This is a genomic window from Pseudomonas sp. URMO17WK12:I7 (genome assembly GCF_003269045.1).
Lineage (GTDB): Bacteria > Pseudomonadota > Gammaproteobacteria > Pseudomonadales > Pseudomonadaceae > Aquipseudomonas > Aquipseudomonas putida_J.
In genome coordinates this window covers 1-14,393 of the sequence record NZ_QLTL01000033.1, presented here as the reverse complement: position 1 = coordinate 14,393, position 14,393 = coordinate 1, and the positions used below count along the sequence as shown (strand labels likewise).

Sequence of the window (14,393 nt, the reverse complement as noted above, 5' to 3'; positions counted from 1 at the left end):
GCATCGAGGAACAGCAGGTGCGCCGTATCGTGCGCGCCGTCGGTGGCTCGGGCTTCAACCTCAACCTGTTCCCCAACGTCGCCTGCTCGATGGCGTTTTTCCGCGTGCTGCAGCCGATCTCGGTCACCGAGACGGAAATCCACCACTCGGTGATCACCATGGACGGCGGCCCGGCGGCAGCCAACCGCTACCGCCTGCGCCTGCACGAGCACTTCCAGGGCCCGATGGGCTTCGGCACCCCGGACGATTCCGAAGCCTGGGAACGGGTGCAGAAAGGCGCCAATGCCGGCGAGAACCTGTGGATCATGCTCAACCGCGGCCTGCCGGGCGAGAAGCCCAGCGAAGACGGCCTGGTCTCTGACGTCAGTGCCGAAACCGGCATGCGCGCGGCGTACCAGCAGTGGAAGAAGATGATGACTGCGGAGGTCAAATGATGAACCTGCCATTGCTCAATGAAGTCACCGCGTTCATCTGGCAGGAAGGCGACATGCTCGACCACGGTGAATACGGCACCTGGCTGAACCTGTGGACCGAGAAAGGGACCTATATCATCCCGATCGATCCAAAAGAGACCGACTACGAGAACACCCTCAACTACGCCTACGACGACCACCACATGCGTGGCCTGCGCGTGCAGCGGCTGATTGGTGGCGAGTCGATTTCCACCAGCCCGCAGCCACGCACCGTGCGCACGATCTCGCGTTTCCGCGTACTGGCCGACGACGGCGTCAACGTCACCGTGCGGGCCGCGCAGAACATCCGCGAGTTCCGCAAGGAAAGCCTCAAGCACTACAGCGCCGACCTGACCTACACCCTGGTGCGCGCCGAAGGCGGCTTCAAGATCCACCGCAAGGTGATCAGCCTGATCAACAGCGACGATACCCTCGCCGGTATCGGCTACATCCTCTGAGGCCAGGCCGATGAACGATCAACTGCTCGATGTGATCGTCCAGGCCCGCGAGGTGCAAGGGGGCGACGTCGTCGTCCTCGAACTGGCTGCCGTCGATGGTCGGGCACTGCCGCGCTTTGCCGCCGGCGCCCACGTCGACCTGCACCTGGCCCCCGGCCTTATCCGCCAGTACTCGCTGTGCGGCGACCCGGCGCAAGCCAGTGTCTATCGCCTCGGCGTGCTCAAGGACAGCCAGTCCCGCGGCGGCTCCGTGGCAGTGCACGAGCAGCTGCAGCCCGGCACGCCGATGCGTATCAGCGCACCGCGCAACCTGTTCCCACTGGCCAGCGATGGCCAACGCGCCATCCTGCTGGGTGGCGGCATCGGCATCACCCCGATGATCGCCATGGCCCATGCCCTGCACGCCCAGGGCAAGCCGTTCGAACTGCACTACCGTGGCCGCTCGCGCAGCCGCTGCGCCTTCGTCGATGAACTGCTGGCCGCACCGTTCGCCGCCAGCGTGTTCACCCACTTCAGCGACGAAGGCCCGGAACAACAGCTGGACCTGGCCCGCGTGCTCGGCCCGGGAAGCCCCGGTGTGCACCTGTACACCTGCGGCCCGGCGGGCTTCATGGACTGGGTGATCGAGGGCGCGCGCCAGCAAGGCTTCGATGAGCAGCACATCCACCACGAATACTTCCAGGCCGAGGTCGACACTTCGGGCGAGCGTTTCGAACTGGTCGCTGCACGCAGTGGCAAGACCGTGCAAGTGCACGCTGGGCAAACCCTGACCGCCGCCCTGCGCGAGGTGGGCGTCAAGGTCGAGGTGTCGTGCGAACAGGGTGTATGTGGCACCTGCCTGTGCGATGTGCTCGAAGGCGAACCCGATCACCGTGACCAATACCTGACCGATGAGGAAAAACAGAGTAACGAACAGATCGTGCTGTGCTGTTCCCGGGCGCGCGGCAAGCGCCTGGTGCTGGATATCTAAAACAACAAAAACAATACGTGACAGACAAGCGGGCCACAGACCTGCAGGGCTCCTCTGCCCAGTTGAACGACTGCCCAGACCTTGTACTGATCACATTTCCAGGATTACCCCATGGAACTCAAATGGCCGTTGCGTGCGAAATCGTTTTGCTTGTGTGTGGGCACTGTATTACCCCTGACCAGCTTTGCCGACGTGGTGGATGACAGCCACCTGTCGCTGAACTTCCGTAACCTCTACCTGAACCGCAACTTCACCAACCCCAGCGCCCCGGTGTCCAAGGTCGGCAACTGGTCGCAGGGTTTCGACCTGCAGTTCGAGTCCGGCTACACCGATACCCCGTTGGCCGTTGGCCTCGATCTCAATGGCCAGTACGCCTTTCGCCTGGACGCCACCGGCAACGATGGCTCGCTGCCGTACAGCCGCCATCGCCAGCAGGCCGCAGACGACTATAGCCGTGGCGGCGCGACGCTGAAGCTCAAGTACGCCAAGACTCAGGTGAAGATCGGTGACCAGAAGCCGTTCTACCCGGTCGCCTCCAACGACCCCAGCCGCCAGCTCGACACCCTCTACCAAGGTGCGGTGATCGAGTCGCGCGATATCGACAACCTGACCCTGGTCGGCGGGCGCTTCTGGTCGATCGTCACCCGCGAGTCGTCCAACCACGAACGGCTGTACCGTTATGGCACCAACGACAGCCTGGACAGCGACGGCCTCGACTTCGCCGGTGCCACCTACAACTTCACCCAGGACCTGCAGGGCAGCTACTTCCATGGCGTGCTCAACGACATCTACAAGCAGGATTACGGCGGCATCAAGCACACCCTGAAGTTCGCCGACGGCTACCAGCTGAAGACCGACGTCGGTTACTTCAACAACCGTGAAGACGGCGCCGCGCGCAGCGGCCCAGTGGACAACCGCGCCTACTTCGGCCTGGTGACCCTGGAAAAGAGCGGGCACATGATCGGCGCCAGCTACCAGCGCATGACCGGCGATACGGTGTTCCCCACCCTGAACGGCTACGTGCCGCAGCTGTGGCTGCCGAACTGGGCGAGCATCCCCTTCATCCGCCCGGACGAGCGCAGCTGGTCGGTGCGTTACGGCTACAACTTCGTGGCCATGGGCATCCCCGGCCTCAAGCTGTTCACCCGCTACATCAAGGGTACCGACGTCGATCGCGGCCCGGGCCTTGCACGCGACCAGGAAAGCGAGCGCGACATCATGCTCAGCTATGTCGTCCAGGGTGGCCCGTTGAAGGACCTTTCGTTCGACCTGAAGAACATGCGTACCCAGCAGAAGTACGGCAGCGACTACACCGAGTACCGCCTGATCACTTCCTACACCTGGAAGTTCTGGTAAGTGGCCCGCATGGAGATGGCTCATGACTAACCTCAACACCAGCATCACCCGTGATACCGACCCACGCACCATGCGCCGCATCGTCATCGCCTCGGTGCTGGGCAACGCCCTGGAATGGTACGACTTCTTCCTCTATGGCACGGCCGCGGCGCTGATCTTCGCCCCACTGTTCTTCCCCGCTGGCACCGACCCGGTGCTTGGCACCATGGCCTCGTTCGCAGGCTTTGCGGTGGGCTTTCTGGCCCGGCCACTGGGCGGCCTGATCTTCGGCCACATCGGCGACAAGGCCGGGCGCAAGAAGGCCCTGGTGATGACCCTGGCGATCATGGGCGCGGCGACCTTCGCCATGGGCCTGCTGCCCACCTTCGAACAGGCCGGCTACCTGGCCCCGACGTGCCTGGTGATCCTGCGCGTGCTTCAGGGCGTGGCCTCGGGCGGTGAATGGGGCGGCGGCGTGCTGCTGCTCAGCGAAAACGCACCCAAGGACCGCGTCGGCTTCTATGCGGCCTGGAGCCAGCTGGGCGTGTCGGGCGGCTTCGTGCTGTCGGCGGCGGCCTTCTACCTGGTGCAGATGCTGCCCCATGAAGACATGATGAGCTGGGGCTGGCGGGTGCCGTTCCTGGCCAGCATCCTGATTTTCGGCGTTGGCGTGTACATCCGCCGCCGCCTGCCAGAGAGCAAGGCGTTCGTCGAGGAACAGGCGCAACAGGACAAGCCCGAGCACCTGCCGGCCATGGAAGTGTTGCGCAAGCACCCCAAGGCGGTGCTGCAGGCGATGGGCATCCGCATTGCCGAGAACGGCAGCGCCTACCTGTTCCTGGCGTTCACCATCGCTTATGCCAAGTTCACCGGGCTGGATACGCAGCTGGTGCTGGCCAGCGTGATGGTGGCGATGATCGTCGAAGCCGGCACCATCGTGTTCTGGGGCTGGCTGTCGGACATCATCGGCCGGCGGGTGGTGTACGCCATCGGCTCGGTCGGCCTGATGGTCCTGGCGTTCCCGTTCTTCTGGATGCTCGATACCCACTCGCCGGTGTGGGTGTACCTGGCGGCGTTACTGGGCATGGCCTTCTGTCATGGCGCGATGATCGGCACCCAGCCAGCGCTGATGGGTGAGCTGTTCCCGCCCAAGGTGCGTTATTCGGGGTTGGCCATGGGGCATGAGATTGCCTCGATCTTCTCCGGTGGGTTGGCACCGCTGGCTGCGACGGCGTTGTTCAGCCTGTACAAGGATGCCTGGCCGGTGTCGGTGATGCTGGTGGTGATGGGCGCGATCACCACCTTGGCGGTGATCTCCATCAAGCCGCAGGCCAAGGCCTAGATTTGCTCGGTTTTGCCCGGGCCTTTCCGTGCGGGGAGGGTCCGGGCTTTTTATTTGGGGGCTTGCCTTGGGGTTTGCAGCGCCTGGTAAATCGAGCGCCGCCCGCGCGGCGCATCGCGGATAAATCCGCTCCTACATTTGTTGCAACGTGGCCACGCCTGACAGGCCATGGTTGTCAGCCTTGTCTGCAAGACTAAAGACATGCGCCAGGGCTGGCGACCATGGTGTAACAGGTTCGGTACGTTGCAACAAATGTAGGAGCGGATTTATCCGCGATGCGCCGCGCGGGCGGCGCTCGATTTCAAAAACACCACAACCGGCAAGGCAAACACCCTGAACCCCAATCAAATTGTCCACCCGTGCCAACCTCTTGCCCCTGCCTGCCATTCCACTCCCCAGCCATTTCGCCAAGCGCTAGGCCCCGGTAGCCTGCCGCGAGCCCAACTCGCGTCACGGAAAACAACATGACCAACGCCTTGAGCATCCACAACAAGATCACCCTGCTCGCCAGCCTGTGCCTGGCTGCCGTCGTCGTGCTCCTCACCGCACTGGCCCTGGCCCAACGCCAGGCCAGCGAAGACCAGGTCGGCAGCAACGCCAGTGACATGCTGCTGGCTGCCGCGCGCAGCAACCTGCGAGCCGAGGGCCAGGCCCAGGCGCTGCAGATCCAGCAAGGCTTCGCTCGCGCCTACACCTTTGCCGAAGGCGTCGGCCGCCAGGTCATGCACCTGCGTCAACGCGCAGAAATGCCACCTGCCGAACTGCGCCGCGACCTCACCCAGGTGCTGCGCGATGCCCTGGCCGGGCGCCCGGAACTGCTGGGGCTGTTCATCACCTTCGAGCCCGACGCGCTGGACGGCCACGACGCCGACTTCCGCGGGCAGCTGGAACTGGGCAGCAACGACCATGGCCGGTTCGCCTTGTACTGGCTGCAACCTGGCCCCGGCCAGCTGCAGGCTGTACCTGGCGACGAGAAGATGCTTGCCGACACCTCGCCCGGCCCCAGCGGTGCGCCGTTCAATGCGTTTTTCAGCTGCTCGCCTGCCAGCGCCAAACCCTGCTTGCTCGAACCCTACGTCGACAGCTCCAGTGGCACCGCGCGGCTGGTCACCAGCCTGACCCTGCCGCTGATCGACCAGGGCCGCGTAGTTGCCGTGATCGGCCTGGACATCGACCTGGCGACCCTGCAGCGCGATGCCGAGAAAGCCGCAGCAGCGCTGTACGACGGCCAGGGCGATATCGCCATTGTCAGCACCGCCGGGCTGCTGGCCGGTGACAGCAGCCACCCCGAACGCCTCGGTACGCTGTTCAAGGCACGCCACCCTGAGCAGGCCGCGGGCATGCTCGACGCCGCAGCCGCAGGCCACACACAGGCGTTTGAAGATGCCAAGTCCATGCGCATGCTGGTGCCGATTCAGCCACTGCCCGAAGCCAGCCCCTGGGCCGTGCTGGTGAGCGTCGGCAAGGACGTGCTGGGTGCGCCGGTGGCCGCCCTGCAAGAGCAGATGCGCACCCAGCGCCTGCGTAGCCTGGCCCTGCAGATCGGCCTGGGCCTGGGCGTTGCACTGCTGGGCGTGGCGATGATGTGGCTGACCGCGCGCAGCGTCAGCCGCCCGCTGCTGCGGGTCGCCTACCTGCTGGAAGACATTGCCGAAGGCGAAGGTGACCTGACCCGCCGCCTGGCCTACCCCGGCAAGGATGAACTGGGCCGCCTGAGCCGCGCCTTCGACCGCTTCCTGGAGCGCCTGCAACCGGTGATCGCGCAAGTTCAGGGCAGCGTGCGCGACACCCGCGACACCGCCGACCAGTCGGCGCGTATCGCCAGCCAGACCAGCACGGGCATGCAGCAACAGTTCCGCGAGATCAACCAGATGGCCACCGCGCTGCACGAAATGTCTGCCACTGCCCAGGCCGCCGCCCACAGTGCCGCGCAAGCCGCCGAAGCCGCCCGCCACGCCGACCAGGCCACCAGTGCCGGCGTGCAGGTGATCGAAAGCACCACCCAGGGCATCCAGGCCCTGGCCAGTGGCATGAGCGAAGGCATGCAGCGCCTGCACGCACTGGCCACAAGCAGCGAGCAGATTGGCGCGGTGATGGGCGTGATCCTGTCGATTGCCCGCCAGACCAACTTGCTGGCGCTCAATGCGGCGATCGAAGCCGCCCGCGCCGGTGACGCCGGCCGTGGTTTTGCCGTGGTCGCCGACGAGGTACGCGGCCTGGCCCAGCGCACCCAGGCCTCGGTGGAAGAGATTGGCGCGATCATCGACAACCTGCGCAACGGTACCCATGAGGTGACCGGCGCCATGCAGCACAGCTACGAGCAGGCCCAGGCCAATGCCGAACAGGCACGCCAGGCCCTGCAGGCACTGGCACAGATTCGCCAGGCGGTCAGCGTGATCACCGACATGAACGTACAGATCGCCTGCGCTGCCGAACAGCAGAGCAGCGTCGCCGAAGAGGTCAACCGCAATGTCGAGGCGGTGCGCGATGTCACCGCCTCTCTGTCCGGCCAGGCCGAGCGCTCGGCGGGGATCAGCCAGCAGTTGAACGACCTGGCGTCAGCGCAGCAAGGGCTGATCGAGCGCTTCAAGGCCTGAGGCAAAGCGCGGCGCCAGCCCGGCCTGGTGCAGGCGCTGCACCAGGTGCGCCAGGCGTGTTTGCCGATAGGCGTCGATGTCGGTATCGCGGTAGTCGTAGAAACCCACGCCATCACGCAGGCCATTGCGCCCGCTGGCCATGTTGTCCAGTACCGAATGCGGCGCCGTGTAGCGCTCGCCCAGGTGCTGGCTGAGGTAAGCCGAGGCATGGTGGAGAATGTCGCCACCGCCCCAGTCGATGAACTCCAGCAGGCCCAGTACCGAGAAGCGCAGGCCAAAGCCGGTACGCACGGCCAGGTCGATCTGCTCGGCGCTGGCGACCCCCTCCTCGACCATGCGCGCCGCCTCGTTCATCACCAGCGCCTGCAGGCGCGGCACGATGAAGCCGGGTGTGGCGTTGCACAGCACCGGCACCTTGCCGATGGCCTGCAGGGTGGCCAGCAGTTCGGCGACAACCGCTTCACAGGTTGCGGCGCTGCGCGAGACTTCCACCAGCGGCATCAGGTGCGCTGGGTTGAGCCAGTGGGCGTTGACCATGCGCGCAGGCGCGCTGAGCATGCCGGCCAGTTCGGTTACCAGGAAGGTCGAGGTGGTCGAGGCAATGATCGTATCCACCGCCACGTGCCGGTCGATCCAGGCGAAGGCTTCGCGCTTGGCTTCGAGCACTTCAGGCACCGCCTCGAACACCAGCCGGCAACCTTGCAATGCCTGGCCGCCCGCCTCAAGCGTCAGCAGCTGAACCCGCGACAACAGCCGTTCGGCCTGCTGCGCATCGATCAGCTCAAGGGCCACCAGGCTCTGCGCCTCAGTGGCAAGCCTTACCCTGACCGCCTCGAAGTAGCTGGCCTGGGCTCGCACCTGCCGCGCTTTCAGGTCGATGAGGCTGACGTGGACGCCGGCCTGGGCGAAGGCCAGGGCAATGCCCTCGCCCATCCGCCCGGCGCCAACCACGGCGACATGCCGCATCAACCCGCTCATGGCGCGATACCGTCGCGCAGCAAGGCCGCCATCTGCTCGCGGGCCAATGCCGCTAGGCCGAGGTTCTCCAGGGTACGCCCTTCGCCATACAGGTCACGCCCGGTAACTGCCGAGGCCAACGCCAGCAAACCCTGCGCCACCGGCGTCGGCACGCCGGCCCAGCGCCCGACCGAAACCAGCAACGCCAGGCCCAGGCGGGTGTCCTCAAGCATGTAGCGGTGCTGCTGCAGGTCGATCTTCTCGCGCCAGTCGCCGCTGTCGGTGAGCTTGCCATGGGCGCCACGGCCGTACATCCACTCATCGCCCTTGTCGGTGTTGTAGTGGTCGGCCAAGGGGAAATGGGGCGCCGGGTAGCCCAGCGCCTCACGCACACGCATGCGTTCGGCATCCAGCGCATTGGTCACCCGGCGGATCGACGGCTGGGTGCCTTCGTTGTGGATGTCCCACGACTCGAAGTGCTCCAGCGGCCCGGCATTCATCAGGATCAGTGGCGGGTGGATGACAGGCCCGGCGTTCATCAGTGCGCCACTGAGGGCATCTTCGATCGGCTCGACGCTGGGGTACGCTTCGCGCAGTACGCTGAAGGCATGTGCTGACAGGCGGCTGGGCAGCACGCCGGTCGGCAGGCGTGTGGCGTAGGCGCTGATCACCAGCTGGTCGGCGCCATGTTTGCGTACCAGGTAGGGCAAGGTACCGGTTTCGGCAAAGGCTACCTCGGCACGGTTGCCGCAGTCGCGCATGGCCTTGGCGAACACGTAGCTGCCAAAGGTGCCTGGTGGCAGGAACACCACCTGGCCGGCGCTGAGCAGCGGCGCCACTTCGGCCGCCAGGGCCGCGTGGCTGGTCGACGGCAAGGGGATGATTACCAGGTCCGCGCCCTGCAGCGCCTGGGCCAGGTCGCTGAAAAGCTGCAGGTTGTCGCCAAGGGCCAGCTGGCGGGTGCCGCGATAATCGCGCACGCTGAGGCTGCCAATCGCCTGCAGTGTTCGCAAGGCCGCAGCGTCACGGCGCCAGAGCCGGGTGGCATGGCCGCGCTCGGCCATTTCGACAGCCGCTGCATAGCAGCCGTGGCCGCCGCCAAGAACAGTGATTTGCATGGGTGGAACTCCGCGTGTGTGTGGTAGGCCGATGCTAGCCATCACGCGTGTTGCCAGCGCTGCAGATCACGCAGGCAGCCTACCGATTGCGCAGCTTTCAGCCTTTGAGCGTATCGGAGGGCCGGCAACCGAAACGCTGACGGTACTGCTGGGTGAAATGCGCGGGGCTGTTGATGCCAAAGCGCAGCAGCACGTCGGTCACGCTGCCCTCACCCTTCTGCAGCGCCTGGTGCACCGCCAGCAGGCGGCGGTCGCGGATGAACTCGACCGGCGTCTGCCCAAGGAACTGGCGAAAGCCGTTCTGCAGCGTGCGCACCGAAACCCCGCTGAGCGCACACAAGGTGGCCAGCGCCAAAGGCTGGTCCAGGTGTGCCTCGATGTGCTCGCGGGCACGGCGCACATGGCCGGGCAGCGGTATGCCTGCGGGTTGCAGCAGTGCACTGGAGTAGTTGTGCGGCAACTGGGTCAGCAGCAGTTGCACCAGGTGGTCCGCCAGGCCCTGACGCAACGGCGCCAGGCTCAATTGCAGGGCGAACAGCCGGCACAGGTAATCCAGGGTCAGGCTCAGCGCATGCACGCCAGGGTGGTCGGCCGACAGCGGCGCATCGAACGCCAGCGGCTGCTTCAGGCTGCGCCCCAAAAGCTGCTGCAAGTGCAGTTCCAGCGCCTCGCGGGGCATGCTGAGCACCGCATTGCGGCAGGCGCCGCCGGTGACGATACGGCTGCTGGTGAACGGTGAGCTGACGCTCAGCCCGCCCGCCGCCACGGCTGCATGTTCGCGGCCGTGGCGGATTTCGCACTTCCCCTGCAAGGTGGTGCGGAACAGGTACTGCGCACCCGTGCCTTCGAGGCAGACTTCCACCGGCGCATCGTAGTGCAGCTGCAGCAGCCGCACGCCGGCAAACTCCACGCCGCTGACCTGCAACTGCGGCGCAGCACCGTCCAGCACCCGCAGCCGATGCGGGCAGAGGTAACGGGCCAGTTGCACCTGCATCTGTGCCACATCCTGTGAATGGAACAGCGGAAAGCGCTCCAGCAGCCGGATATCCGCCAGCATCTCAGGCCTCGGCGGGGTGTTCGCGGCGCATGCTGTCACGGAAGCACTTGCAGCCCTTGGCCAGCAGCACGATGGCCAGCAGCGAGGCGCCGAAACTGACGATCGACATCGACGAGCCCACGGCGGCCGGGGCGCCGAAGTAGCGGTCGGTGATCAGCGCCACCAGCGTGGTACCCAGGCCCAGCCCGAGCAGGTTGCTGATCAGCAGGAACACCGCCGAAACCTGGGCGCGCACCTGGTTCGGCGACAGGATCTGCATGGCAGCCGTGGAAGCGGGCATCGGGAACGAGGCGAAGAACATCGCCGGCACCAGCAAGGTCACCGACAGCCACAGCGAGTCGACCTGCGAATACAGCACCGCTGGCACGATCATGCCAACTGCTCCGATCACCCCGGTGCGCATGGCCGCATCGCTGCGCCCGCGCTTGGCCAGGTGGTCGGTGAGCCAGCCGCCGAACACCACGCCGCTGGTGTTGGCCAACAGCAGGATGGTACCGAGCATGAAACCGGCCTGTTCGGGGCTCATGCCGAACTTGCGGATGTACAGCGCCGGGGTCCAGCTCATCATGCAGAACAGCGCCATGGCGTAGAACGAGAAGCCCAGGTAATGGCAGCCGAAAGTCGCCCGGTGGCGGCCGATGAAGCGCAGGCCATCGCTGAGGCGGACCTTGCGCACCTTGCCGTCGGCATCCAGCTGCGCGCCCTTGCGCTGCGGGTTGCGCACGGTCAGCCAGACCAGCAGGCCGACGATCACCCCAGGCAGGCCGACGATGAAGAACGCCAGCTGCCAGGCCTTCATTGCGCCGAGGATGGCCACCTCGATGGTCTGCGCGTCCTTGAGCAAGGTGATCACGTAGCCGCCGACCAGAAAGGCGATGCCACCCCCGACAAACGAGCCGATCGAGTAGATGCCCACGGCGCGACCGAGCTTTTCCTTGGGGAACATGTCGCTGAACATCGAGTAAGCCGAGGGCGACAAGGCTGCCTCGCCGACACCGACACCGATGCGCGCCAGGAACATCTGCGCGAAGTTCTTGCTCAGGCCGCAGGCGGCGGTGGCGAAGCTCCAGAAGATCACCCCGACGGCAATGATGCGCGGGCGCGAGAAGCGGTCGGCGAGGTAGGCGATGGGCATGCCCATGAAGGCATAGAACAGTGAGAACGCTAGGCCGTGCAGCAGGCTGAACTGGGTGTCGCTCAACTGCAGGTCGGCTTTGATCGGCTCGATCATCAAGGCCAGGATCTGCCGGTCAACGAACGAGAAGATGTAGGCCACCATGCACAGGATGACCACGTACCATTCGTAGAAATAGCGCTTGTTGTGCTGCTTGAGGTGTTGTTCTTGAGTGAGGGTATTCATGCTCGCGAATTCCTGATGGGACAGCCTGGAAAGGGATTACAAGGCAGTGACCTGTCAGTAACAGGCGAACGCACGCAGGGCGGGATTACGCATGACCAAGGACCTTTATTGTTATTGGAATGGAGGTATGGCGATTACTTGAATAGCAGCCTGTTTTCGCTTCGCTGTGGCAGCGGGCTTGCCCGCGAAGCCGACACCGTGGTGAATGGCACGGGCTTCGCCCGTGTTCGCGGGCACGCCCGCTCCCACAGGGATCGCGCCAGATTCCAGAAATGGAGCGAGACAGTTGCTCCCACAAGGGATCAGGTCAGGGCTCAGTCAACCTGCAGCGCCCGTGGCCGGTGGCTGCGTTCCTCGGCCTCTGGCGCCTTGGCGGTCTGCAGCTGGAAATCGAACGACAGCTCGGCAAAGCGCTCGCCCTGCACGCCACGGTCACGCGCCGCGGCGGCATCGTCGACAAAGCGCAGGTCGCCGATCAGGCCGTCGCGGGTGGCGTAGGCGAAGTCGTCCCACAGGTATTTGTCACCGGCGAAGTTGATCTGCGTGGTCAGGTGGCGGTGGCCAGGTGCGGAAATGAAGAAGTGCACGTGGGCCGGGCGCTGGCCATGGCGGCCGAGCAGGTTCAGGCACTCCTGGGTCGGGCCCTGCGGGTCGCAGCCATAGCCCGACGGCACGATGGAGCGGGCGCGGTAGCGGCCTTCGGCATCGGTGACGATGCGGCGGCGCAGGTTGTATTCGGACTGGGCCGAATCGAAGTACGAGTAAGTGCCCTGGGTATTGGCGTGCCACAGGTCCACGGTGGCACCGGCCAGCGGCTGGCCCGCGGCATCGAATACCCGGCCCTGGAGGAACATCACCACACCGGGGTCGGTGCCGTCGTCCATGCGCGCTTCACCCTCTGACAGCGGTGCACCGGCTACGTACAGCGGGCCTTCGATGGTGCGCGGGGTGCCGCCGCTCAAGCCGGCCTCGGCGTCCTTGGCATCCTGCAGCAGGTCGATGAAGTGCTCGATGCCAAGGCCTGCCGCCAACAGGCCTGCCTCGTTGCGCCCGCCAAGGCGGTTGAGGTAGTCGACGGCATGCCAGAACTCGTCTTCGGTGATTTCCAGGTCTTCGATCAGGCGTGCGGTGTCCTGCAGCACGCGCAGGATGATCTGCTTGAAGCGCGGGTTACCTTCGGCCTGGCCAAGGCCGGCCACTTGCTCGAAGAAGGCCTTGATATCGGCGGTGTGGGAGATCTTCACGGTCATTTCTGCTTACCTCGAATTGTTCTTGTCAGGTAGTCGTGGTTCAAGGGTGAATCAGCGGTCGTCGCTGTGGATCGACGAGGGGTGGCGGCACAGGCCGTCGACCTCGATGTCCATGTACGGGAACAGCGGCAGCTGTATCAGCGTGTCGTGCAGCGCCTCGACGCTGGGCACGTCGAATACGCTGTAGTTGGCGTAGTGCCCGGCGATGCGCCACAAGTGGCGCCAAGTGCCTTCGCGCTGCAGGCGCTGGGCCAGTTCCTTCTCGTCGGCCTTCAGTTGCGCGGCCTTGGCCGGGTCCATGTCGACCGGCAGTTTCACGGTCATCTTCACGTGGAACAGCATGCTGCTTTCTCCTGTCTTGCAAATGTCCAAAGGCTTACGCGGCCCCTGTGGAAGCGGGTTTACCCGCGAACACCGGCATAGCCGGTGCCATCCCTGTGGGAGCGGGTTTACCCGCGAACACCGGCATAGCCGGTGCCATCCCTGTGGGAGCGGGTTTACCCGCGAACACCGGCATAGCCGGTGCCATCCCTGTGGGAGCGGGTTTACCCGCGAACACCGGCATAGCCGGTGCCATCCCTGTGGGAGCGGGTTTACCCGCGAACACCGGCATAGCCGGTGCCATCCCTGTGGGAGCGGGTTTACCCGCGAACACCGGCATAGCCGGTGCCATCCCTGTGGGAGCGGGTTTACCCGCGAACACCGGCATAGCCGGTGCCATCCCTGTGGGAGCGGGTTTACCCGCGAACACCGGCATAGCCGGTGCCATCCCTGTGGGAGCGGGTTTACCCGCGAACACGGGCGAAGCCCGTGCCATCCACCGCGTCGCCTGCTTCGCGGCTAAAGCCGCTCCCACAGGGTTTTGTGTGTGTGTTCTTTTCAACGGCGGGCAAAACGCGCCAGGCGTTGTTCGTCGAGTGTCAGGCCCAGGCCCGGGGTGCGTGGCACGTGCAGCTGGAAGTCGCGGTACTGCGGCGGCTCATTGACGATCTCTTCAGTCAGCAGCAGTGGCCCGAACAGCTCGGTGCCCCAGGTCAGCTGGCGCAAGGTGAGGAAGGCATGGGCCGAAGCCAGGGTGCCGATCGAGCCTTCGAGCATGGTCCCGCCATACAGGGCGATGCCCGCCGCTTCGGCGATCTGCGCGGTACGCAGCACAGCGCGCGGGCCGCCGTTCTTGGCAATTTTCAGAGCGAAGATGCTGGCAGCGCCATCGGCGGCCAGGCTGAAGGCGTCCTCGACGCTCTCGATGGATTCGTCGGCCATGATCGGCGCCGGGCTGCGCTGGTTCAGGCGCACCTGGCCGCCACGGTTGATGCGCGAGATCGGCTGTTCGATCAAGTCGATGCCGTTGTCGCCCAGCACCTGGCAGGCGCGGATGGCTTGCGATTCGTCCCAGTACTGGTTGACGTCGACGCGCACGCTGGCGCGCTCGCCCAGCTCGCGCTTGATCGCCACCACGTGCTTCAAGTCCTGCTCCAGCGGGTTGGCGCCGATCTT

General features: G+C 65.3%; 14 protein-coding genes and 1 pseudogene. 7 read left to right on the top strand and 8 right to left on the bottom strand.

Annotated elements, in window-relative coordinates:
• The 5 genes from H040_RS26930 to H040_RS26910 all read left to right on the top strand — a co-directional run.
• The coding region (locus tag H040_RS26930; protein ID WP_272482626.1) for an SRPBCC family protein at positions 1–434 on the top strand (434 nt) is incomplete at its 5' end.
• A complete protein-coding gene (locus H040_RS26925) occupies positions 434–910 on the top strand; it encodes an aromatic-ring-hydroxylating dioxygenase subunit beta (protein WP_085205646.1) in 477 nt (158 codons plus the stop codon). The genes H040_RS26930 and H040_RS26925, both read left to right, overlap by 1 nt.
• A 10-nt stretch (positions 911–920) precedes the next feature.
• On the top strand, positions 921–1,880 hold the full coding sequence (locus H040_RS26920) for a PDR/VanB family oxidoreductase (RefSeq protein WP_027919367.1): 960 nt from the start codon (positions 921–923) through the stop codon (positions 1,878–1,880).
• A 111-nt stretch (positions 1,881–1,991) separates the two neighbouring features.
• Positions 1,992–3,236 (top strand): OprD family outer membrane porin, encoded by a 1,245-nt coding sequence (locus H040_RS26915; protein ID WP_033696303.1) that lies wholly within the window; start codon positions 1,992–1,994, stop codon positions 3,234–3,236.
• A gap of 22 nt (positions 3,237–3,258) precedes the next feature.
• Complete coding sequence (locus tag H040_RS26910) at positions 3,259–4,557, top strand: MFS transporter (protein ID WP_027919369.1); 1,299 nt, start codon at positions 3,259–3,261, stop codon at positions 4,555–4,557.
• 132 nt (positions 4,558–4,689) lie between these two features.
• Here H040_RS26910 and H040_RS27335 read toward each other — a convergent pair whose 3' ends face one another.
• Positions 4,690–4,914: a hypothetical protein gene (locus H040_RS27335; RefSeq protein WP_143512546.1), complete on the bottom strand. Its 225-nt coding sequence runs from the start codon at positions 4,912–4,914 to the stop codon at positions 4,690–4,692.
• A 107-nt stretch (positions 4,915–5,021) separates the two neighbouring features.
• Between H040_RS27335 and H040_RS28265 the strand changes: the two are divergent.
• Both H040_RS28265 and H040_RS28260 read left to right on the top strand, forming a co-directional pair.
• A pseudogene (locus H040_RS28265) lies at positions 5,022–6,296 on the top strand (HAMP domain-containing protein); the annotation flags it as partial.
• Positions 6,297–6,398: 102 nt separating this feature from the next.
• A complete protein-coding gene (locus H040_RS28260; protein ID WP_371915569.1) occupies positions 6,399–7,154 on the top strand; it encodes a methyl-accepting chemotaxis protein in 756 nt (251 codons plus the stop codon).
• Here the strand turns inward: H040_RS28260 and H040_RS26900 are convergent.
• From H040_RS26900 to H040_RS26870, 7 genes are all read right to left on the bottom strand, one after another.
• Positions 7,116–8,132 (bottom strand): 3-hydroxybutyryl-CoA dehydrogenase, encoded by a 1,017-nt coding sequence (locus H040_RS26900; protein WP_027919371.1) that lies wholly within the window; start codon positions 8,130–8,132, stop codon positions 7,116–7,118. The genes H040_RS28260 and H040_RS26900 overlap by 39 nt on opposite strands.
• The gene (locus H040_RS26895; RefSeq protein ID WP_027919372.1) at positions 8,129–9,229 is read right to left on the bottom strand and encodes an NAD/NADP-dependent octopine/nopaline dehydrogenase family protein; all 1,101 of its coding nucleotides are present in this window, start codon (positions 9,227–9,229) and stop codon (positions 8,129–8,131) included. The genes H040_RS26900 and H040_RS26895 overlap by 4 nt, the downstream gene beginning before the upstream one ends.
• Before the next feature lie 97 nt (positions 9,230–9,326).
• Positions 9,327–10,286 carry an AraC family transcriptional regulator gene (locus H040_RS26890; protein WP_027919373.1) on the bottom strand — a complete coding sequence of 320 codons (960 nt, stop codon included), beginning with the start codon at positions 10,284–10,286 and terminating at the stop codon, positions 9,327–9,329.
• A gap of 1 nt (position 10,287) precedes the next feature.
• Complete coding sequence (locus H040_RS26885) at positions 10,288–11,646, bottom strand: spinster family MFS transporter (protein ID WP_027919374.1); 1,359 nt, start codon at positions 11,644–11,646, stop codon at positions 10,288–10,290.
• A 314-nt stretch (positions 11,647–11,960) separates the two neighbouring features.
• Positions 11,961–12,896, bottom strand: coding sequence for a catechol 1,2-dioxygenase (catA, locus tag H040_RS26880; RefSeq protein WP_027919375.1), 936 nt, complete (start codon positions 12,894–12,896; stop codon positions 11,961–11,963).
• 51 nt (positions 12,897–12,947) lie between these two features.
• Positions 12,948–13,238, bottom strand: coding sequence for a muconolactone Delta-isomerase (catC, locus tag H040_RS26875; protein ID WP_112312937.1), 291 nt, complete (start codon positions 13,236–13,238; stop codon positions 12,948–12,950).
• A 537-nt stretch (positions 13,239–13,775) separates the two neighbouring features.
• The coding region (locus tag H040_RS26870) for an enolase C-terminal domain-like protein (RefSeq protein ID WP_272482627.1) at positions 13,776–14,393 on the bottom strand (618 nt) is incomplete at its 5' end.

Coding starts and splice junctions, on each gene's coding strand:
- catC (WP_112312937.1), bottom strand. CDS start 13,238: ATGCTGTTCCACGTGAAGATGACCGTGAAACTGCCGGTCGACATGGAC.
- catA (WP_027919375.1), bottom strand. CDS start 12,896: ATGACCGTGAAGATCTCCCACACCGCCGATATCAAGGCCTTCTTCGAG.
- H040_RS26910 (WP_027919369.1), top strand. CDS start 3,259: ATGACTAACCTCAACACCAGCATCACCCGTGATACCGACCCACGCACC.
- H040_RS26920 (WP_027919367.1), top strand. CDS start 921: ATGAACGATCAACTGCTCGATGTGATCGTCCAGGCCCGCGAGGTGCAA.
- H040_RS26895 (WP_027919372.1), bottom strand. CDS start 9,229: ATGCAAATCACTGTTCTTGGCGGCGGCCACGGCTGCTATGCAGCGGCT.
- H040_RS26885 (WP_027919374.1), bottom strand. CDS start 11,646: ATGAATACCCTCACTCAAGAACAACACCTCAAGCAGCACAACAAGCGC.
- H040_RS26915 (WP_033696303.1), top strand. CDS start 1,992: ATGGAACTCAAATGGCCGTTGCGTGCGAAATCGTTTTGCTTGTGTGTG.
- H040_RS26925 (WP_085205646.1), top strand. CDS start 434: ATGAACCTGCCATTGCTCAATGAAGTCACCGCGTTCATCTGGCAGGAA.
- H040_RS28260 (WP_371915569.1), top strand. CDS start 6,399: ATGCAGCAACAGTTCCGCGAGATCAACCAGATGGCCACCGCGCTGCAC.
- H040_RS26890 (WP_027919373.1), bottom strand. CDS start 10,286: ATGCTGGCGGATATCCGGCTGCTGGAGCGCTTTCCGCTGTTCCATTCA.
- H040_RS26900 (WP_027919371.1), bottom strand. CDS start 8,132: ATGAGCGGGTTGATGCGGCATGTCGCCGTGGTTGGCGCCGGGCGGATG.